The 22,238-nt window shown below is 66.2% G+C and carries 10 protein-coding genes (1 of these 10 only partly in view); 8 read left to right on the top strand and 2 right to left on the bottom strand.

Features of this window, described 5'->3' with window-relative positions; all coding sequences use genetic code 11:
* Nucleotides 1–2 precede the first annotated feature (2 nt).
* Together IBX18_RS35020 and IBX18_RS35015 are read right to left on the bottom strand one after the other, a co-directional pair.
* Entirely contained in the window at nt 3–317 is a 315-nt protein-coding gene (locus tag IBX18_RS35020) for a hypothetical protein (RefSeq protein ID WP_194837754.1), read from the bottom strand.
* 121 nt (nt 318–438) lie between these two features.
* Nucleotides 439–1,185 carry a MerR family transcriptional regulator gene (locus IBX18_RS35015; RefSeq protein ID WP_194837753.1) on the bottom strand — a complete coding sequence of 249 codons (747 nt, stop codon included), beginning with the start codon at nt 1,183–1,185 and terminating at the stop codon, nt 439–441.
* A gap of 278 nt (nt 1,186–1,463) precedes the next feature.
* On the opposite strand from IBX18_RS35015, the gene IBX18_RS35010 reads away from it, so the two are divergent.
* From IBX18_RS35010 to IBX18_RS34975, 8 genes are all read left to right on the top strand, one after another.
* On the top strand, nt 1,464–3,260 hold the full coding sequence (locus tag IBX18_RS35010) for a serine/threonine-protein kinase (RefSeq protein WP_194837752.1): 1,797 nt from the start codon (nt 1,464–1,466) through the stop codon (nt 3,258–3,260).
* Nucleotides 3,261–3,296: 36 nt separating this feature from the next.
* On the top strand, nt 3,297–4,730 hold the full coding sequence (locus IBX18_RS35005; RefSeq protein WP_194837751.1) for an aspartate ammonia-lyase: 1,434 nt from the start codon (nt 3,297–3,299) through the stop codon (nt 4,728–4,730).
* 48 nt (nt 4,731–4,778) lie between these two features.
* The gene (locus tag IBX18_RS35000) at nt 4,779–6,374 is read left to right on the top strand and encodes an MFS transporter (RefSeq protein ID WP_194837750.1); all 1,596 of its coding nucleotides are present in this window, start codon (nt 4,779–4,781) and stop codon (nt 6,372–6,374) included.
* A gap of 305 nt (nt 6,375–6,679) precedes the next feature.
* The gene (locus IBX18_RS34995) at nt 6,680–7,039 is read left to right on the top strand and encodes a hypothetical protein (protein ID WP_194837749.1); all 360 of its coding nucleotides are present in this window, start codon (nt 6,680–6,682) and stop codon (nt 7,037–7,039) included.
* A 74-nt stretch (nt 7,040–7,113) separates the two neighbouring features.
* The gene (locus IBX18_RS34990; RefSeq protein WP_107660100.1) at nt 7,114–7,773 is read left to right on the top strand and encodes a response regulator transcription factor; all 660 of its coding nucleotides are present in this window, start codon (nt 7,114–7,116) and stop codon (nt 7,771–7,773) included.
* A 12-nt stretch (nt 7,774–7,785) separates the two neighbouring features.
* Entirely contained in the window at nt 7,786–9,186 is a 1,401-nt protein-coding gene (locus tag IBX18_RS43270) for a HAMP domain-containing sensor histidine kinase (RefSeq protein WP_194837748.1), read from the top strand.
* 146 nt (nt 9,187–9,332) lie between these two features.
* On the top strand, nt 9,333–10,541 hold the full coding sequence (locus IBX18_RS34980; protein WP_194837747.1) for a hypothetical protein: 1,209 nt from the start codon (nt 9,333–9,335) through the stop codon (nt 10,539–10,541).
* Nucleotides 10,542–10,544: 3 nt separating this feature from the next.
* Nucleotides 10,545–22,238 carry the start of a C2 family cysteine protease gene (locus IBX18_RS34975; protein WP_194837746.1) on the top strand. Its footprint extends 20,706 nt past the window's final position, so 11,694 of the gene's 32,400 nt are visible here — the first part of the coding sequence; the start codon lies at nt 10,545–10,547; the stop codon falls past the right edge of the window.

Genomic DNA, 22,238 nt, shown 5'->3' with positions numbered 1-22,238 from the left:
GCTCAGAACGCGGTGGAATTGCCGACATCGGCGGACTCGGAGCTGTTGGCGGCGCGGATCAATCCGTTGCCGAATTCGTCGACCGTCTGCACCATTTCCCGCCCGCCGCTCAGCAGGTTGTTCCGGGAACTGCGGTAACCTTTCTCGCCGTCGGCGAACTCCTTGCCGTAGGAATCCTTGCCCCACGTTTCCGGACCGTGCGAGCCGATGGCTTCCGACAGGGTATTCATCGTGGTCTCGAATGCGGTCTTTGCCGCGATCAATTCCGTGCCGCCTGCGCGCACATGTGCGGGGTCGACAATTATTGTTTCCGCCAAGTTACTCGCCTCACCTTCATGGTGCCCCAGGTTCGGCGAAATGCCTACGCCGGTAAGTGGTTCCAATGTAGGTACCACAATTCCGTGGCCCAGACCAGAGTTTCGGCGGAAGGTGAACGGATCATGTTCCGGGCGAGAACATGCCGGGGAACTCGCGATTGACCACCGATCCGACATAGCGCTCGACAAATCTGCCGACCACGGTCGCGGTGATCGCGGCAGGTCGTGTTCGCACCGAGTCCAGCTGTGCCGCAAGGGCTTCCGCATCCGGCTCGGCACGGTTCGAGCGCTGGAACTCCCGGACCGCCGTGCGCACGAAGATATCGGTGAACTGCCGCGCGATGTGGTCGCAGTCGAGGCGCAGCTGCTCCACTTCGTCCAGCGCGCGATCGGTGCTCACCCCGGCGTCGAGCAGCTGCTCGAAGACCTCCAGGAGGGCAGGCTCGGCAACCCGGTAAGTGCCCGGATCGACCGGTTCGTACAGTCCGGCCGTCACCGATCGGGCCAAACCGTCAGGGGCAGTGGCGAATCGGTCGGCGAGGTCGGCGGCGGCGATGAGTCCGTCCGGTGTCGCCTCCTGCGTCGGCGGGGGAGTGGCCGGGGTGGCGACGCCGAGCACGTCTGCGAGATCCTGGCCCCGATCCCAGGCTTCGAGCAGTCCGCGTACCCCGCTCAGCGTGATGCCGCGCTCGACCAGCCGTTCCACGATCCGGATCCGGTCGAGGTGTTCGGGACCGTAGAAGCCGGTGCGGCCCTTCATCTTCGGCGGTGGCAGCAGGCCGCGCTCGTTGTAGTCGCGCAGCGTCCGCACCGTCATCCCCGACCGCTCGGCCAGATCGCTGATGGTCAACTCTGCTTCCTTCGCCATGCCTCCAGGAAACCACAGGTGAACAGTGTCTCCGGCGCTGTCCTCCGTGCTGCTCGCAGGCTTGGTGGCTGATTGAATCGTCGCAGCAGCGATAGCGGGAGGTCAGTACGGGTCGGTCCGCGACCTCTTGTGTGTGCCATCACATGGCGGTATGTTACGTTGAACACCGGCATGATTGTTGGGCGGGAAGGCCGAATCATGACAACCGTTAGGCCACACGGTATTCCGTCGGCTCACGCAGCGCCGGAACACCGCGCCGACCAACCATGACGAACGACATGCGTGGCGGGACTAAGGTACGGCCGACCGAAATAGAAGTGCCGGTGCTGGAAATCCGGGAAGTGGCCGAGCACAAGCGATTCTGCTGGAAGTGCGGTCGCCCGGTCGGCCGCCACGATCAGCACGGTCCCGGACCGTTGCGCGGCACCTGCGGGCAGTGCGGGGCTCCGTTCAGCTTCCGGCCCGCCCTGCGCGAAGGTGACGTGGTCGCCGACCAGTACGAGGTGAAGGGCTGCCTGGCCTACGGCGGCATCGGCTGGGTGTTCCTGGCCAAGGACCGGCGGGTGGGCGGACGCTGGGTGGTGCTCAAGGGATTACAGAATCCGCAGGACATCGACGCCCACGTGACGGCGCTGGTGGAACGGCAGTTCCTGTCCGAGCTCGCGCATCCCAGCATCGTCGAGATCTACAACTTCGTCGTCCACCGGGGCAGCGACGGCACCGCGGGCGGCTACATCGTCATGGAGTACGTGGGCGGCAGGTCGCTCGATGTGATGCTGGAACAGCAAGCGCCCGAACCGCTTCCGGTCGGCGATGCGATCTCCTACGTGGTGCAGATCCTACCCGCACTCGGCTACATCCACACGCTCGGACTCGCCTACAACGACCTCAAACCGGCCAACATCATGGCCGGTGAGGACGAGGTGAAACTCATCGATCTCGGTGCGGTCTCCGCGTTGCACTCCGGCGGGAGCCTGTACGGCACTCCCGGATACCAGGCACCGGAGGTGACGACAACAGGGCCGACGGTAGCGTCCGATATTTTCACTGTCGGCCGGACGCTGGCGGCGCTCACCCTGCCAGGGAAACCCACAGATCCGCTGCCGACGGACTCGCCGATCCTGCGCCGGTACCCGGCTTTCGCCAGGTTGCTCGACCGGGCAACCGCTGAGGACCCCGCCCGGCGCTTCCCCTCGGTGGCGGCGCTGTCCGAGCAACTTCGTGGTGTGCTGCGAATGGTGCGCGCCCACCACGGCTTTCGCGAAGACCCGCATGTCTCGGCGGTATTCGGCTCCGTGCGTAGCGATTTCCGCAGCTACGACCGGTTCACCGCGGCCGATCTCGCCGCCGCACTGCCGATCCCGCTGCTCGATTCCGACGATTCCGGCTGGCGGATCGACTGGTACGACGCGATCACGGCGCTGACCACCGACCGACTCACGCAGGCGTACAAGAGCTTCGGCGAGGTCAGCAAGGCGGTGCCAGGTGAGCTCATGCCACTGCTCGCGTTGGCGGCGACGGCGGAGCTATGCGCTGACGACGCGACTGACGAGCAGCTACGACAGGAGTGGCACCGGCTCGCCGCCGACCACTACCGCGCGGTGTGGCAGACCGACCACACGGTGGTCGCCGCGGCGTTCGGGCTGGCCAGGCAGGAGCTGCGCGACGGTACCCCCGTCGCGGCAATCGGTCTCGTCCGGCAGGTGCGAACCGCATTGCCGCACAATGACATCGCCTGCCGCGCCTTCGCGCAATTGCTCGCCGACCTGCCGCTCACCGAGCTCACCCAGGAGCTGCTGAATGAGGCGGCGGCCGGCCTCGCAACCGTGCCCGCCGAACGGCGTGTGCTGAAACTACGAGCCACGGTCCTGCAGAACGCGCTCGCGTGGCTCTGCGCGGGCGGGAAGCCGAACTCGCACTGCGACACGATCTTCGGCCATCCGTACACCGAGCGCGGCCTGCGCGACGGAGTAGAAGCGGCGCTGCGCGAACTCGCCTTCGCGACCCCGGACCGCTGGGCCCGGTTCGCCCTCGTGGACCGGGCCAATGCCGTGCGCGCCCGCACGTGGTGGTGAACGAACGATGAACAGCAAGTACAACTGGAGGTATTGATGGCTGTCGAAACCCGCATCGAAAAGGATTCACTCGGCGAGCTCGCCGTACCAGCCGCGGCGTATTACGGCGTCCACACCGCAAGGGCCATGGCGAACTTCCGGGTCACCGGCTCGGCCATGAGCACCTATCCCGCTTTGATCGCCGGGCTGGCCACGGTGAAACAGGCTGCGTGCCAGGCCAACCGCGATCTCGGTCTGCTCGACGAACGCCGGTCCGCTGCCATCATCGCCGCCTGCACCGAATTGCGGAACGGGGAATTGCTCGCCCAGTTCCCGATCGATCTGATCCAGGGCGGCGCGGGCACCTCGTCGAATATGAACGCCAACGAGGTGATTGCCAACCGGGCACTGGAAATCCTCGGCTTCGAGCGCGGGAATTACGCCGAACTCGATCCGCTGACCCACGTCAATCTCGGTCAGTCCACCAACGATGTTTACCCGACCGCGATCAAGCTGAGTCTGGTCACCCATCTCCGCGTTCTGAGCGTGGTACTCGGTGGCTTGGCCGACGAGTTCGACCGCAAGGCAGTCGAGTTCGCCGACGTGATCAAGATGGGCCGCACCCAGCTGCAGGACGCGGTGCCGATGACCCTCGGCCAGGAGTTCGCCGCCTACGCCACCATGGTGCGCGAAGACCGGGCTCGGCTCGCCGAGGGCTGTCTACTGCTGCTGGAATGCCATCTCGGCGGCACCGCCATCGGCACCGGAATCAACGGGCACCCCGACTATCCGGCGCTGGCCTGCCGTTACTTGGCCGAACTGTCCGGTGAGCCGGTCGTGCAGGCGGCCGACCCGATCGAGGCGACGCAGGACTGCGGCGCCTTCGTCCAGGTGTCGGGCATTCTCAAGCGGGTCGCGGTGAAGCTGTCCAAGATCTGCAACGATCTGCGGCTCGTCTCCTCCGGCCCGGTGGCCGGCCTGCGCGAGATCAATCTGCCTGCGGTGCAGGCCGGCTCGTCGATCATGCCGGGCAAGGTGAACCCGGTGATCCCCGAACTGGTCAATCAGGTGGCGTTCGAGGTGATCGGCAACGACCTCACCGTCACCATGGCGGCCGAGGCCGGGCAGCTCCAGCTCAACGCGTTCGAACCGGTCATCGTCTACAGCATGCTGAAGTCGCTGAGCCATCTCAGCGCCGCCGTCGACGCCCTGACCACCGACTGCATCGCGGGCATCACCGCCAATCGTCAGCATCTCGCCGATGGCGTGCACAATTCGATCGGCGTGGTCACCGCGCTGGCGCCGCGCCTGGGCTACAAGGCGTGTGCGCAGGTGGCCGAGCGGGCCTTGGCGACCGGCGAAATGATCTCCGACATCGTGGTTTCCGAAGGACTGCTCAGCCGGGCAGAGGTCGGCGAGCTGCTGTCGAGCCGTCGGCTGGCCGGATTGCCACCGCTGGTCATCCACGGGACGGCCGACCCGGTAGTTTGATGTCCGGGGTTGGACATCTGATGTCCGGGGTTGGACAAAGGGCACGTGATGACACTGGAGATGGACCCGCTCGCAGACGCCACCGACACGGCGAGCACCGGGGTCGGGCCGATGCGCCTCGGGCGCGGGCGTCGTCGCATGGTGCTGCTGACCCTGTGCGCCGCCGCGTTCATGATCAGTTACGACACCGCGATGCAGAGCATCGCGGTACATACGCTGTTGCGGCAGTTGGGACACCGGCCCGACATGGCGATATCGCTGTGGCTGCCCGCGGCGCACACGCTGGCCTACGTCGGGCTCCTGCTGGTCGGCGGTGCGCTCGCCGACCGACTCGGCGCCAAGCGGGTCATTGTCGGCGGCTATCTGGTGTATGTCGTAGGCGCAGTGCTGCATCTGGCCTGTGCGGAGAACCCGATCGGCTTGCTCGTCGCACGAACGGTCACGGGTGTGGGTGCCGCGGCCATCCTGCCCGCGACGCTGGCGATGGTGGTGCTCGTCTACGGTGAAGGAAGCCGCAGGGCGCGCGCCGTCACGGTGTGGGCAGGCTGCTCCTCGGCGGGCGTGATGATGACGCTGTTCGTCACCGCGGTGGTACTGAACCAGGTGTACTGGCCACACGCGATGGCCGGGGTGGTGACCGCGAATCTGATCGTGTTCGTCGGGGTGATCGTGATACTCCCTGCTGTCCCGGCGGACCCGGCGAGTCCGGTCGACTGGCCCGCTGTGCTCACCATGACGCTGTCCGGTGGACTCCTCGCGCTCGCGCTGTACCAGGCGCCCAAGTGGGGCTGGACATCTCAGGGGTTCGCGATCGCGCTGGGCGCCGGCGTGGCGCTCGCGGTGGTAGCGGCGGCAATTCGGCGCGGCGGTTCGCTGCCGCACGACTGGCTGCTGAGTGCCGAGCCGCGCGTGCGGCTGGTCATGCTCGCGCTCGGCGGGGCGATCCTGGCGATGTTCGGCATGGTCTTCCTGGTTATTCAATATCTCCAGGTGCTCGGCGGCCGGGTGCCGGTGGTCGCGGGGGTAGCCCTCTTCGTGCCCGCCTGCCTCGCCACCGCGATCGGTGCGAAAGTGGGTGCGGCACTGCAGCGTGCGGGGTGCGTCGTCGCCGCGGTGATCATCGGCTCGACCGCGATCATGGACGGACTCGCCATCGGCCTGACCGCGGGGGAGCCGGGTGATCTCGTCCCGCTCGTCGCCATGGTGACGGTGACGGGTCTGGGGTGCGCCCTGGTGCTCGGCATCGCGCTGGAGGTGGTGAGCGCGGTGCATCCGGCCTCGCGCACCGGGATTCCGTGGGGTGCACAGCTGATGCTCGTTCAGCTCAGTGGATTGCTCGGGGTGGCGATCGTCGGCGGACTCGTCGATCGCGGCTATCAGGCGCGCTTCGTGGTGCCCGCCGATGTGCTCGCCATCGGTGGCGCGGCCATCGGTCGTGATCCGGTCGGCGACGGGGTGCGGGCAATAAACATCGCGGGGGATCACCTCGGTGTGCCGCTCGCCGTCGCGGTCCGCAACGCGTTCGTCGCCGGTTATCGCGAGGGCCTGCTCGCTACGATCGGGGTGATCGCGGGTGTTGTCGTCGTTATGCTCGTCGCCAGTGTGCTTGCTCGGAAATCGAACACGGCGCAGCGAAGCCGGTAGCGCGTTCGGTGATTACCGGGGGTATTGGCACCCTTCTTTTCTAGCACGCATTTATCACGAGTAGCTGCTGCGTTAAATAATGTTCGCAGGCGGAGTGCGTGCCGCCTGCGGTCGTCGTTTGCCCAGGTAGATGCGTTATTTCTCAAGAAACTGCACGAGTATGCCGACTTCTAAATAGTTTCTAAAGATTCTCAACAAGTTCTCTGTGATGCCTAAGTCGATGTAAATTAAATCGGTTCGATTGACGAATTCGGAATTGTGCGCATAATTGTGTCCGGAGACTTACCGAAAGGCCGGGATCTGCCATGCGGAATACCGAATCCAGTACTGCCACCCCCCGCACCAACCGCCGTGCCACCGCGGCGCGGCGTGGCCCGTCGCGCACCTCGGCGGAGGAAACCCTGGCACGCTCGCGTGCCGAGCGCGCGCAGCTCGAGCAAGGCCGGCTGTTCTGGGGGAATCTCGTGGACGAGGCCGAGCGGCTGCACGAGGAACTCGGCGCGCTGCACGAGGAACTGCGTGAGGTCTATCGGCAACTGGGTGGCCTGCGCAGGCGTTTCCCCAGCTTGCCGCCCGCGCCGCGCCGGGTCGGCTACCCGCCGGTCGCCGTCGCGCCGCTGCTCGGGAACGGAGCCAGGCCCACCGCCCCGCAAGCCACCGCATGACGTAACGGTCGAGTCCTGCTGCGCCTACGGTAATCTCACTACCCGGTGGTGGCTTGCGGGAAAGGTCTTGGGTGCTGCGTGTGGTAGTGGTGGAGGACGATGCCGGGATGGCCGGTGCCGTCGTCGACGGATTGCGGGCACATGGCTTCGGCGCTGTCGACCACCTGAGCCTCGGGCTCGACCTCCTGACTTCGCACACCGCCTACGACGCGGTCATCCTCGATCTCGGCTTGCCCGACCTCAATGGCTATCTCGTGCTGCGCCAACTACGTAAGGTCAGCGACGTTCCCGTCCTCGTGCTCACCGCCGAAGGTGACGAGGTCGCCGTCGTGTCCTGCCTGCGGGCCGGCGCCGACGACTACATGGTCAAGCCGCCGCGGGTCGGCGAGCTGGTCGCGCGACTCGAAGCGGTGGTGCGGCGCAGGCGGGCCACCGAACCGGACTCGTCGGTCGTGGTCACCGGCGATGTCACCATGGATCTGGCAGCACGTTCGGTCGAGGTGGCCGGGCAGCCGATTTCGTTGACGCAGAAGGAATTCGCCGTCGCTCGGGTGCTGGCCGAGCAGTCCGGCGTCGCGGTGGGTCGGGACAAGATTCTCACCGAGGTCTGGGGTGAGAAAACCGCGGCGACCTCTCGTTCACTCGATGTTCATATGGGCGCGCTGCGCGCCAAACTGAACCGGCCCGGGCTGATCGTCACGATCCACGGCTTCGGTTATCGCTGGGCGCGCTGAGAGGCTCGCCGCGTGCGCGCTCGGCTGGTAACCGCGTTCACCGCGCTGGCCACACTCTGCATGATCTGCTTCGCCGTCGGCATCGCCAACGAACTGGCCACGAGCCGGACCCGCGGGCTGGTCATCGACCGAGTACAGGACGCCAGCCGGTTCGGGGTCCTGGCCGCGACGACACCGACGAACCTGTGCGAGGAAGCACAGAACTATCGCGACAGCACCAGCAATGGCGTGCTCATCCTCGGCGCCGACGGCACGGTGCTGTGCAGTCTCGGAATGGATTTCGCCGATCCGCGCGTGCGTTCGGCGGCCCGCGAACGGCACTGGCTGGAGATGCCGCGCCCGCTGTATCCGTGGAATACCGAGCCGCTGCTGGTTGCGCAGCCGATCGGGACGCCGCCGCAGTCCGGTGGTGTGGTGGTGATCGACGTGTCGACCTCGCAGACCCGCACCGACATCCTGGTTCGGTGGACGCAGCTGGCCTGCGTCACCGCGACTGCGCTGCTGCTGGTGTCCGGCCTGGCGCTGCTGGTGTCGGGCTGGATCCTGCGCCCGGTGTCCGGGCTGTTGCGCGAGGTCGACGCGCTCACCTCGACCCTGCCGGTGCACCACGGCCCGCCCCGGCGGCAGGCGCCGATGAGCGAAGGCCCGCCCGAGATCTTGCAGCTGGCGGCCGGTGTCGAGTCGGTGACGCGTGCGGTGGCCGCCTTGGCCGCCGCTGAGCGTCGACATGTGGTCGACACCGCGCACTCGCTGCGTAATCCGCTTGCGGCGCTTGCGGTTCGGCTCCAGGCGCTGCAGCCGATGCTCGCCGAAGACCAGGCCGCCGCCACCTTCGTCAGTGTGGTGAGCGAGGTGGATCGACTGACCGAGTTGCTCGACGGGTTGCTGACCGCCGCGGTCGCCGACGCCGAGCAAGACAAGCAGGTCCGCCCAGCTGCCGCCGGGTGCGATGCGGCCGCGGTGGCTGCGGACCGGGTCGGCGCTTGGCACGACGCCTACGTCCGCGCCGATATCACGCTCAGCTTCGAATCGCTGGTCACGACGGCCGAAACGTGCATGCCCAGCAGTGCGCTCGCGCAGATTCTCGATGTGGCGCTGAGCAATTCGGCGCGCTATGCCGGGGCGGGCGCGAGCACCACGGTCACCGTCGACCGGGAAGCCGAGTCGGTCGTGGTGACGATCGCCGACACCGGGGCCGGAGTGTCGCCGGAGGAAATCGACCTTCTCACAACGAGATTCTTCCGTGGGGCGCAGGCGACGACCGGTGGGTCGGGGCTCGGGCTGCCGATCGCCGCCACCCTGGCGGCGCAGCACGACGGGCTGTTGTTCGTCGAATCGGCGCAGCCGCACGGGCTGGTGGTGACGGTGAGTCTGCCCGCCGTCGCCGATCCGGCCGACCTTACATTTGGGTGAACTGCTGAAGGGACGGTGAACAATCCCGTTCCGGCACGCGACTTTTGCGCGCGCCACGCCACGATGACTGTCGTGCCGCGCGGCCACCCCCGCTCCCTTCCGCGCCGCCGCGTCAGCCCGCCGCAGGACATGAGTTAGGAATCGTGATGGCATCGCAGTCGAACAACGGCCGCACGGTTCGCGTCGACCCCGAAGCCCTGATCGACAAGGGCAAGAAGCTGGCGGAGCTGCCGAGTTTGCCGAACGGGCTCTTCGAGATTCTCGCCAAACTCAACAACAACCTGCAGAGCCTCGGCCAGCCGTGGGGCGACGACAAGATGGGCAAGCAGTTCGCCGAAGGTGATCAGGGCTATCTGAAGTCCAAGGACGCGTTGGTCGGCAACGCCAGTACCGGTCCCGATGCGAAGGGCGCGGTACCCGTCTACGGGCAGTTGCTGGTGAACTACGGCCGCACGATCGAAGAAGCGGGCAAGGTCTTCGGCAATGGTGACGACCTCTTCGCCGAGTGGATTCTGAAGAACTACATCGATGAGGACGCCTCGGGTGACCCCGGACCGTACAAGGGTCCGCTCAGCTCTGATCCGAACCGCAACAAAGACGAGAAGGACGAGCAGAACGACGGAAAGAACGGTCCGACCGGACCGCCTCCGCCGCCTCCGCCGCCCGGCGGGAATCAAGGATCGGGTGGCGGTCCGGAGATCAAGAGTGGTGGCGGTCCAGGACCGGGCGCGTTGGGATCGGGCCCAGGCCCCGGTGGCTCGAATGCCGGTGGGCCGAATATCGGTGATGTGACCGGTCCGCCGGTCGCGAACTTGTCTTCCTCGGGTATGACCGGCCCCAACACGCCGCACATCCCGGGTCCCGGTCCGGGGCCAGGCAATCCGAAGGACCTGCTGGGCGGCATCTCGCCGAACGCGAAGAACTTCGGGCTGGAATCGGGTCTCGCCGGGGGCGTGCCGGGCTTGCTCGGGCCGAATGCGTACAAGCCGGCCATCGATCCGGTAACCGGTGCGCCAGTGGACAAGTCGGGCGGTCAAGGCGGCAAGGGCGGCGGTCCCGGTGCGCCCCTGAGTAATCCGATGCTACGGTCCACCTCTGCGTTCGACGGTGAGAAACTGGCGGGCAAGAACGGGCAGGGTGGTCCGCAAACCCGGGCGGGCATGCCCGGCACCGGAATTCCGCCCGGGATGCCCGGCGGAATGCCGCCCGGCAGCGGCCAAGGTGGCGCCTCGGGCGACGGCAAAGAGAAGCGACGCGAGCGGCGCAAGTCGTCGCCGCAGGTGGACGAACAGAGCGAAACCCCGGATCCGGGCGATCCGTGGCAGCGCTCCGGCTGGCGCACCGGTGATCGGTAGCGAATGTCGGTTCCCGACGCGATCTCCCAGTCCGACATCAATCTGCCCGAATACCTGCACGGCCTGAGTTACGTCGCCGGTGGGGAATGGCCCAAGGGCAGCGAGAACGGCATGTTCGCGCTCGCCGACGCGTGGTCGGAGGCCAGCGGCGAATTGTCGGCGTTGGTGTCCGACATCGAGGACGCGATCAAGGATGTGCTGAAGGCGTACCCGTCGGCGGAAGAATTGAATTCGTCGATGGTGCAGACGTTGAAGCACCTCACCGATGAGTCGGAAGACGCGTCGATGCAGTCGATCGCGAAATCGATGATGGAGCTTTCCAAAGCGTGTGACAAGGTCGGTTGCGCGATTCAGGAAAACAAGATCATGATCATCGTCGGCCTGGTACAGCTGTTGGTCGAGATCTGGCTCGCCTGGGCTTCTCCGCTCACCGCGCCCGGGACGCAGGCGGCGCTGACCGCCTGGTACCAGCTCGTTTTCCAATGGCTCAAGGCCATGATGTTGCAGATGGTGATCGCTGCCCTCAATGCCATGGGCCAGCAGATGATCCTCAATATCCTGCTTCAGCTCGGTCAGATGGCCGCAGGGCACAAGGACAGCTTCGACGGCAAGTCACTCGGCCAGTACGCGCTCGGCGGTGCGATGGGTGGTGCGTTCGGTTCGCTGTTCGGCAAGGTCGGTGCGGATCTCTTCAAACATTTGGGTGGCAAGGTCACCAAATCAGAATTCAACAAGTGGTATCAGCGGATAGCCACCGGCTTCGTGCAAGGTGGCGCCGGTGGTGTCGGCGGTATGGTCGGTGGCGGTCTCGCCAACCAGATGATCAACGGCGGTCCATTCGAATTCGATCCGCGCATGCTCGCCGCAGGTGTCGGTGGTGCGTTCGCCGGTGCCGGGCGTGGGTTCCGCACTCCCAATACGTCGACGCATGTCGATGTGCCCGAGGTAGGGAATGCGGGGAAGGTTCCGCCGTCGGTGCATGTGCCCGTGGCGGGGGATGGTCCGTCCGCCAAACCGCCTGTGTCGGAAACGCCTACGGGGACGAAGCCGAATGGTGACGGGCAGGCCGGAGCTCCGGGTACGCAACCGCCGCCAGCAGAGGGAAGTTCGGGCGGGAAGAGCGAATCGTCCTCGGCTGCTGGTTCTTCCGGGAACCGGTCGGCTGGAAGTGAAGGGTCCGGGCGTGCCGGGGCCAGTGACGGGCAGTCCGGTGGATCGCACGACGACGGCGCGGCTTCGGGTAGGTCGTCGGCGTCCGAGGATGGGCAGTCGGTCAACAACGACGAATCATCTTCGGTTGCTGGGAATTCCGGGGATCGGACCGTTGGTACGGACGACAGCAGTTCCGGGTCGGCACCGAAAGGCGATGGCACATCGCAGCTTTCCGCCGATCGCCCGGAATCGTCCACGAGTCAGGACAACCGGTCGCAAGGGGACCAGACCGCTCAGTCGCAGGCGGCTGCGGCCGCGCAAGGTAATGGCGTTCAGGGTGGGGCTTCGCAGGTAGGTGGCGCGCAGGGTGGCGGCGCGCAAGCTGGTGGCGCGCAGAGCGGAGCTTCGAACGCTGGTGGCGCCCAATCCGGCGGTTCGCAGACCGGTGGTGGGCAGCCCGGGGCTGCGCAGACCGGCAGTGGGGCGTCCGGGGCCGGCCAGAGCGGGGCTGCGCAGTCCGGGGCCGGGGCAGCGCCCAAGGCAGACGCAGTGGGCTCTGCGCCGCCGCCCAAGGTGGAGCAGTCGGGTGCGAAACCGGCGGTGGCCGGCGCCTCGCATGCCGCACCGTCGTCCGCGTCGACCGGCGGCTCCACTCCGCCGCGATCGGGCGCATCGTCGGCCGGCGATCCGGTCCGGGGCGTGCAGGCGAAGCAGTTCGACACGGCCGCAACGCAATCCGGCAAGCGCTCGGCGGATTCCGATCAGCAGGTACAGGCGGGCCCGCAGACCAAGGCTGGCACGCCGGACCCACAAGCGACCGCACAGGGGACAAAGTCGGGCCCCGAACAATCGACCGGCGACAAGTCCCCGCCGCTCAGCAACAAGACCTCGTCGTCTGGTGACAAGACAGGTTCGGCGAGCGACAAGGCTCCGGCGAGCGGCGACAAGACACCCCCGGTCAAAGAATCGACATCGAACAAGTCGGACTCGAATGCCCCGCGCAGCAATGCGGCGGGCCGTCGGGATGGTGATGATGGTTCAGCTGCCTCGCCGCGCAAAACCCGTGGCGACGGTGATGAGAGTTCGCCTGCGGGTTCGCGTAAAGCCCGTGGTGGCGGCGATGAGGGTGCGTCGACTACTTCGCGCAAGGGCCGTGGTGATGGTGATGAGGGTTCGTCTGCCTCGTCCCGCAAGACCCGTGGTGACGGCGATGAGGGTGCGTCGACTACTTCGCGCAAGGGCCGTGGTGATGGTGATGAGGGTTCGTCTGCCTCGTCCCGCAAAACACGTGGCGACGGCGATGAGGGTGCGTCGACTACTTCGCGCAAGGGCCGTGGTGATGGTGATGAGGGTTCGTCTGCCTCGTCCCGCAAAACACGTGGCGACGGTGACGACGGCGCCTCCACTACTTCACGCAAAACCCGTGGTGACGGCGACGAGAGTTCTTCTACCCGTTCGCGTAAGCCCGCTGGCGACGGCGACGACGGTTCCTCCACCTCCACCCGCAAGGCTGGCGGCGACGGCGACGGTGCGTCCACCGCCGCGGGCAAGACCGGCGACGGCACCGACGGCGCGTCCACCGGCGGGTCGAAGTCCGAGAAGCCGAGCGGTCGGCTCGCCGATCTGAAGGCCGCGGCGTTCGAGCCGCGCTGGCGCCAGATCGATCCCATGCTGCTCGGACCGGTGTGGCCGGGTGGCATGTCGTTCCTCCGGCAGATCCTCGGCTTCCAGCAGACGGCCGCGTTGCTGGAGAAGTGGATCAAGGGCAACAAGTCCCCGCACGAGGGTCGAGAGCCCTTCCGTCATCCCGAGGACGGCGTCAACGACTTGCCGCTGCTTTCCAATTGTGGTCAGAAGAAGCCGCCGGCTGCTGACAAGGACGGCAGCAAAGCGGTCAGCGATTCCCCCGGTGTCGACAAGTGGGGATCCCGCGGCATGCTCCGGCTCACCGAGTCGGAGCGGGCCGACCACATCTACGTTGTCTCCAAGGACGGGACTTTTACCAAAGTTCCCAACCCTTCGGGCAAGAAGCCGACGGGCGACCATTCAGACGACACCTCCTCGACGTCGAAGTCGAAGGCCGAGTCCGACACCTCCTCGAAGTCGAAGTCGAAGTCGAGCAAGCCGAACACCGACTCCGACGAACCGTCGAAGTCGAAGTCGGCGCCGGGCAAGCCCGGAAGGAATATGGTCGGCGAGGACCGCCCCATCACCACCGAGCTACCTCGGAGCGGCCCGCTGCTCAATCGTTGGGCCGAGCGCCACGCCCCGGTGATGCGGAACGTGGTGATCGATCACGACGGCCGCATTTACATCAGCGATCAGCCGCACGAATCGTTCCACAATTCCGGCGTGTACGTGGCCTTCCAGGCTCACTTCGTGGACGGAAAAATGACCGCGATCGGCGACTGGGCGGGTTCGTACCACCCGGCCCCCGCCCGGATCAAGGCCGCACTCGGCGACCTCTACAAGGACCTCGACCACTTCGATCAGAGTGGACGCAAGTACCCGCCGGAAGAGGTGGAAAAGTGGCCACCGGCGGCCGAAAAGACCCCGCAGGCAAAGAAACCCGCCGCTGATGACACCGACAGCAGCAAGACCGACCGCGATTCGGACAGCGAGTCGAAACGCGATTCGGACAGCGCGTCCAACGGGCCGAAGGACGAGCCCGACAGCACCCGGCCGCCGCTGAGCGACGGGCTGCAGTGGAGCAAGGTCGACGGACTCGGCGACGAGCCGCGCGTCCTGACCAAGGAAGAGTACGGCTCGGCGGACGTCTCCGAGGTCAAGGTTGTCGTTCTGGGCGATAATGCAGCGGCACACTACATTTGGCGACGCCCCGACGGCGCCGACGATGCCACGAAGGACGGCGGCTGGCGGCGAGCCGACAGTGACGAACCGCTCGACCGGTCCGTCGAAGACATCCTGTCCGACCCGCGACTGACCGAAATTCGGGTACCGCGCGACGCGGAGGTAAAGCCCGCCGACCCGCCGGTGCGTAAGACGTCCGCAGATGACGAGGACCCGGCTCCCGGCCGCGACACCGATCCGGACTTGTTCGGTGGCCGACCGGAATCCGACGACGTGATGGACTTCGAAGGCCGTCCTCCCCGCAACTTCGAGGAGGAAGGCAAACAACTCGTCGACGGTTACCGCCCGGCGGACTGGCGCGGGCGCACTATCGATGATCTCCGGGAAGCATTGGGCGGCAGCAAGTTCCACTCATCTACCGACCCGAAAGAGATCGCGGAATACCACCGGGCCGTCACCGCCACAATAGAGGTGATCCGGCGCGGAACCGAGGGTTTCGACGAGCACGGCAACCCGGTCGTTGGCAAGACCCTGCGCTGGACACAGACGATGGCGGCCATGGCCATGCGGCACGGACCGATCAACATGGACGCCGGTGAGGGCAAGACCCTGGCGTTTCTCGCCGACGCGGTCCTGCACGCCGCCGCCGGTGAATCACTGCAGGTGTTCACCACCCGCGACACCCTGGCCAACCAGGCCTTCGACCTGTACCAGCGGGTCCTGGGGCCCTACGGGTTTCATGTCGGCCGGATGAATCCAGATGGTGAAGGGTATGTGCTTCCGGCAGACGGGAAACCGACGATCTACATCGGTACCTTGAACGACGCCGGATTCGGGCATCTGCGCGGCAAAGTGGTGCCGGGCCGGATGGCCGTGATCGATGAGATCGATGAAGCGCTGGTGCACGCCGACACCACCTGGATCATTTCCGACGGTGCCGCGCAGCCGGCCCCGCGCGACGTCATTGACAGCGTTGTGCGGGCCAAGGATTTCCTGGACCGCCACCTGGATTCCGGTGCGCTGACCCCGGACCACTTCGGCCGCAAGCAGGATCAGGTGGGCGGCCCTGCCAAACTCACCGAAGAGGGCATTGCCGAGGTCACCAAGCTGCTGCGAGCGGACGGCCGACCCAAGGATTCGCTGGAAACCGAACTGCAGCGGATCAATTCGGCGGCTACGGCGCGCTGGGAGTTCGTCGAGAACGACCACTACATCATCCACGAGACCAGCGGGAAGGTCTTCATCATCGATCAGACCACCCACAAGGTGATGTTCGATCCGGAGACCTCGACCGAGAGCCGTTGGAACGGCGGACTGGCACAGGCGGTCGAGGCGAAGCACGGTCTGACGATCCGAGCCGATTCAGCGACCTCGAGCAGTGTCACCGCCAAGGAGCTTGTCTCCAGCGACAACCTTGACGCGGTGACCGGTGCGTCGGGCACCGCCAAGGGGGTCGCCGGTGAGCTGACCGCGCGGTACGGCATGGCCGATGTGGTGACGGTCCCGCGCTTCGAGCAATCCAAGCTGACGACCCTCGATGCCGCTGTGGCGCTCGACCAGGCGGCCAAACATCAGATGATCGCCGACGACATTGCGAGCACCCACAGTCCCGAGGCGCGTCCGCAGCTGGTGATCATGAACCGCAACAGCGAAGTCGCGCAGGTGTCGGCGCTGCTCACGGCGGCAGGCGTCAAGCACATTGCCATCGACGCGAAGTGGTTCCTGGACAACGGCGTTCATGCGGAAGCGCGGCTGCAGAAGATCTTGGACGAGGCCGGTCGGCCGGGCGAGGTGCTGTTGATCAACCGGCAGGGTGGCCGCGGTGTCGACATTCCGGTGAGCAAGGCCGTGAGTGACGCCGGCGGTCTGCACGTGAAGGTGTCGGGCAAATCGAACCTGCGCGACATCGACATTCAGGCGGAGAACCGGGCTGCCCGCGCCGGGCAGGAAGGTAGCGTCAAGTACTACTTGGCCGCCGACGACGCGCTCTTCGTACAGCCGACCCAGCACGCCGTGACAGTGATTCGCTACACCGATGCGGTAACGGCTCACGAGTCTGCCCAAGTCAAGTACCAGGACGCGGAGGCGGTGCACGCGCTTGCGGAGCAGCATCGTGGCGATCGCACCACACTCGACGCGGCGCGCGACGACCTCGACGCGGCGCGATCCGCCCGGGAAGTCGCGCAGGCGGAGTATTCAGCCGCGAAAGCCGAACTGCTGGAGCTGGCTTCGACATTGCAGGCGCGCAATGCCGCACACCTGACCAGTCAGATCGTCCCTGACCCGCCCGCCGCACTTCCGGGGATCGAGCAGAGCACGCCGAGCCGGGCCTTTGTCCCGACAAACGAGAAGCCGCCACCACTGGGCACCGAGTCGATGACGGAGAGCCTGCGCCCGGTCAGTGACGAAGTGACCGGCGACGAGCTGGCCCATCTGTTCCGCGAGCAGCCGTTCACCGACGCGCTCGACTCGTTGACCGGCGCGGAACTCACCGCACTGTTCGACAGTGCGGTCGAGTCGTCCGGTCGTGCACCGGACACGTCTGCGGATTCGCCGCGGGCCGGCGTGGCACCGGTGATGCCGGTGGCAATGACGCCGTACCCGAACGCGAGTGTGCTGGTCAGCGACATCAACGGTCATCTCGTGCCACTCGATGCCACGGCGTCGCTGCGGGTGTTGCCGAGTGACGAGCACGGTGGTGTCCGGGTACAGCTGCCGGACAACAGCGAGTTCGTGTTCTCGGATGACATGGGCGCGTTGGCTTTCCGGCGTGATATGCAGCCCGACGGTTCAATGCTGTTGCAGCCGAACGGAACCGGGCTGTTCGTCACCGATACTGAGGGCAACACAAGAAATCTGCTCCCGGCCGGATCCAGAACCGGACCCGTCCCGGTGCGGCCGGATCCGGTGGACCCGGCCATGATGAACATCAACGCCGGTCCGGCCGGTTGGTTGTCGATTGATCCTGCCCGACTTGCCACCAAGGTCCGCAGGGCGACCGGGCCACTGTACGGCGGTGTCGACAAGATGCCCGCGCCGAGGGACGTCCGTCAAGGTGGCGCCGCGACCTGCTATCTGCTGTCGAATCTGATCGGTCTGGCGGCCCGGAATCCCGGCCTGATCAAAGACATGATCACCACATCGGAGGTCGACGGCAAACGCCTGTTCACTGTTCGGTTCTTCGATTCGGAGCAGCAGAGCTGGTCGTCGGTCACCGTCGACGATACTTTCTACACCGACGCCACCGGCGCGATGAAATACGCGGTGAACGATCCAACGCAGCCGTTGTGGCCAGCGGTGATCGAGAAGGCGTTCGCGGTGTTCCGCGGAGGTGAGAACGGCTATTGGGGGATCAATGGCGGCAGATCAGGGTTGACCGGCGCGATTGTGCGTCCGCCGGAGATGCCGGGCAGCGGCGGCCGGTCGCAGCCGACCCGTAGCGTGGACGAGTCGCTGTTCGCGCACCCGTTCGAGCTGGATCGGGACACGCTGGGCAGTGCGGTGGGCAAGCCAGGATTCGTTCGAATGGTGCTCGATTGGGAGCACAGGTCCTTCCCGACCGGAAAGCCCGGGAAAATCATTTCGTGGACTGATCAAAATTTCAGAGAATTCCTGAGCGCAGGACTGCGCGCCGAGACCACTCGCGTGGGTCCAATTGTGAACACGGTGAAGCTGACGCCAGAGGGCACGGTAGAGATCGGTGATGCCGCGCTGGCCGCTCTCGGTGACCATTCGGTCGACGCTGTGCGGGAAGTGCTGGCGAAGTGGAACAAGAGGGACGACCTAGCCGGATTTTTGGCCGAGCAGTGGCGGGCCTCGGGTGACGTGCTCCAGCAGCAGCTGGCCGCGTGGGAGTCCAATACGAGGTTGGCCGACACCACGATCGCGGTGTGGCTCGCCGAACGGATCGATCGACTGATCGAGCACGGCGACACCGTCGTTCTCAACACCAAACGGCGCTTTACCGCCGACTACGACAACACTGTGTTGCAGCCACGGCATGCGTACGCTGTGCTCGGCGTCGAGCGAGCCGACACGACGCAGACCAACCCAACTGCGGTCGTGCTCGCCGATCCGTACAACGGTGGTCAGAACCTGCGCATCCCCCTGGCCGAGCTCAACCAGTTCGTCGTGTTCAGCTCGGCGGGCGCGGGTTCGCTCGCCGCGTTCGGTCCGGTCGCCACGTCATCCGGCGAGAACCGTTCGCGGACAACGGCATCGGACCTGTTCGGCATGCCGCGGAGCTTGCGGCGGCAGCCGACGGATACCGGCAGTGTGCAGTTCACGCCCCCACCCGGATTGCCCGCCGAACTGACGGTCTCCGGCTTCCAGTCGAACACCCGTACTCGCGCCGGACAGACGGTCCAATGGTGGTCCGAGCATGGTAGTGAATGGTGGAACGCGCTGCGCTTCACCGAATTACCGTTGGCAGCACAGTATCAACTGACAACGCAATATCACCGGCTCCGGAAAGTCGACGGCATTCCCGTCGATGTCCGCGACATCATGAACCGTGGCTATCTGCGCGCCGAGCTGGCGCGGCTCACCGAGCGGGAGCAGGTAGCGGGATCGCTGACGCATACGGAAAAGCGGCTGCTTTCCGTTGTGCGAAAAGTACATTCGAGCCTGGTCGAAGCCGAGGCAACCGTCAGGCGGATGGCGGATGCGTCGGGGATCGCGATGCCGCAGGTGTACCTGCAACGACTCGAACCGAGGGCCTTCGGCGGAGCCGGTTCGGTGGTGCTGAGCATCGGGAACACCGACCGCGCCCGATCGGTGGTTTGGCATGTGCCGGGAGCGCATCAGCCTGCGTCGTCGCCGCTCCAGCACGGCTTGGCCGCCGGTATGGATCTGTACGCGGCGCTCGAACAGATGGGCGCGCACACCCCCGCCGCGACGGTGGTGTGGTTGGCGCATGCCGAGGCATTCGACTCGGGCCCGCTTACGCGAGCACGCGATCGGTTGTTGTCGCCGCTGAACAGTGGCGGGCAGCGGCTCGCCGACGCGCTCACCAGTTTCCATGCGGCACGGGACGTTCAGGGATCATCGCCTCGTCCCGTGTCGGTCGAGGTTGTCGATCATCGGTGGGGGACGACTGCCGAACACCGCGGCCGGTCGAGTGGCCGCAACACCGGCCGGTTGTGGAACGCCGAACTCGCCCAGCCGCGTGCGGAGGTACACCTCACCACCGATGCGGTGTTCACCTCGGCCGAGCCGCAGACCAGAGGTCAGCGGGTACGGCTGTCGAGCGGCACTGCCGTCGCGATGTATCGACACCAGACCAGCCCGGACCACATCCTCGTCCGTAACCCGGCCGCCACCGATCCGGCGAGGGCCTGGCACACGGTGCCGGCCACGACGCTCGGGTCCGTGGTGCCGACACTCGCGATGGCCACCGGTCCCCTCTTCGGTGTCGACGGCCTCCCGAAGCCGTCAGATGTGGTGTGGGACAACGGCGAAAGCCACAGCGGAAGTCACCATCTGCACGCCGACCTCCTCGACCTGGTCCGGGAACGGCCCGGCTGGGTACGCCGGATGGTGCGTGAGCGTCCGGACGGCACCTTCGAGGTGCGATTCACCGACCCGAACGGCAAGGCGTTTCGGGTCGCGGTAGACCGCAGGTTTTACGCCTACAACGGCCGGATGGCATACGGGGCGCACGTGCCCGGCCAGCCACTGTGGCCCGCTGTGGTCGAGAAGGCGTGGGCGGTGCTGCGTGGCGAGGCAATCGGCGACGCCGCCGAAGGCGCTGAGCACGCGGCGATCCTGCGCGGCGGGACAAACGTACTCGCCGACGAGCTGGTCGGGTCGCGGACGCTCGGTGCGGCCGCCGCGCTGCGCCCGGCAGGCGAGTGGGCACCGGCGGGTGGGTGGCGCGCCACCCGAGGGGACGAGCATCGGGTGATCGCGCATCCCATGCGGATGAGCGAGCGCACGCTGGGGGAGTGGCTCGGGGACGCGGATGCGGCACGAACTGTCTTGGAGCAGCGCGACGCCTGGCAAGCGCGGCGGTCGGTATCAAGCAATCTCGACATCTGGGGCGAGGCAAAAACCGTCCTCACATATCTGCGCAGAACGGGTGTCGACACCAGCCACATATCGGGATTCCTGCAGACCGAGCGGATCCGGGACAACTCCGCATTCGATCGGATGCTGTGGCGAACCCTAGGTGATCAGGGCTGGCGGTTCGCTGGTCCATTACGGCGCCTGCGGGACCACTTGCTCGCGTGCGGCCCGGGCGTCTGGTCCGGCTGGAATGCGTTGTTCGACGAGTTGGTCAGGCTCGGCGACGCACACGATTTCGCGGCCTGGATACAGCGCAATGATGTGAACACCGCAGCTGGTTTCCAGCAATTCTTACAGCAGCGGCTGAGGGACTATGAGCGTCACAGCGAAGGCCTGCGACAGCTGTGGGACGAAATGTCGGCGTGGGAATCCGATGCCGCATTGGAAGATTCTCCACTGACGCGCTGGGCCGGTTCCAGAATCAAGCGGTTCTTCGAACACAGCTCGACTCTGATCGTCAGTACCAGGCCGACGTGGCGGACGAGCCCCGGCGACACCGGACTGCTCGGCGACTACCGCTATGAAGTGTCGAACGTGTTGGCCGACGAAAGTTCCAACGTGGTGACAACGGTGTTGCTCACCGACGAAGCAGGCCAGCAGACCTGGGTTGCGGCAAAGCATTTCAACCAGTTCGTCGTGTTCTCGGCTTATGGGTCGAGCGAGCAGCTCGTGCGCGAAAGCACGCGGACGTGGGCTCCGGCCAGTGCCGAGGCAGCGATCCCGTTCGCCGCGCTCGGTGCGTTCAGTGACGAACCCGCACTGGCACCCGCCGGGCACGGCACCCGGATCGTCCACGGATATCTACCGCTGGTGGATGGCAATCGGGTGCTCGAGCCCTACGACGGTGGCATCCTGCTGGTCGACAACAGCGTGGTGCCGTCTTTGGACGCCGCAGGCAACCAGCTAGTTCCGGTGCGTGGCGCGAATCAGACCGGTCAGCTCACCGCAGCGCACTTGAGCACCGCTGGATATCACTGGGACGCGGCGAACGGGTGGTACGCCAGGGCCGTACCGCTGCGCAGCGGGGCACTCATCTTCGAACATGATCCGGTTGTCGTGGACCCGGCGACCGTGGTGCCGGGGCAGATGTTGCTGCACGTCGGTGCCCAGCGGCACTGGATCAGTGCGGACGAAGCGGGCAATCTAGGCCTCGTCCGCCCTTCGGGCATCCGGGTCACCAGCGAGCTGAGGTCGGACGGTGCGGTGGTGTCGTTCGGGGAACGGCAGGTGGTCGTCGACCCATCGACCGCGCGGCCGGGGCAGGTGTTGCTGCACGCCGGGGAACTGCAGCACTGGGTCGCAGCGGACGAGGCCGCCCGCGCCGGGCTGCGCAGGCCGCGGCGGCTCGCCGGGTCCGTGTTCGGTGCGCGCGGTCCGGTACTCGAAGACCTTGCGCACCTGCCGGATTGGCCTGCCGTCCAGCAGCTGCGCGAGCAGGTCGCCGTGCCGGGAGCCATCGCGAGCATGGTGCGCTTCGTCGTCGCCGACGGCGGGAACGTGGCGACTGTCCCCGGTCATGTGATCAGTGCACGCGGCAATCGCGTCGATGCCACCGGCAACGTCGTGCACGACGCCACTGGGGACATCTCACGCGACTACTACGGAAACGATGTCCGCGATGCCGCCGGAAATATCTTGCAGGACAACGCAAACACGGTGGTCGTCAGC

It is taken from the genome of Nocardia sp. XZ_19_369 (genome assembly GCF_015355715.1).
Classification (GTDB): domain Bacteria; phylum Actinomycetota; class Actinomycetes; order Mycobacteriales; family Mycobacteriaceae; genus Nocardia.
Note: the sequence above shows the minus strand (reverse complement) of the source record. Positions and strands in the feature narration are given on the sequence as shown.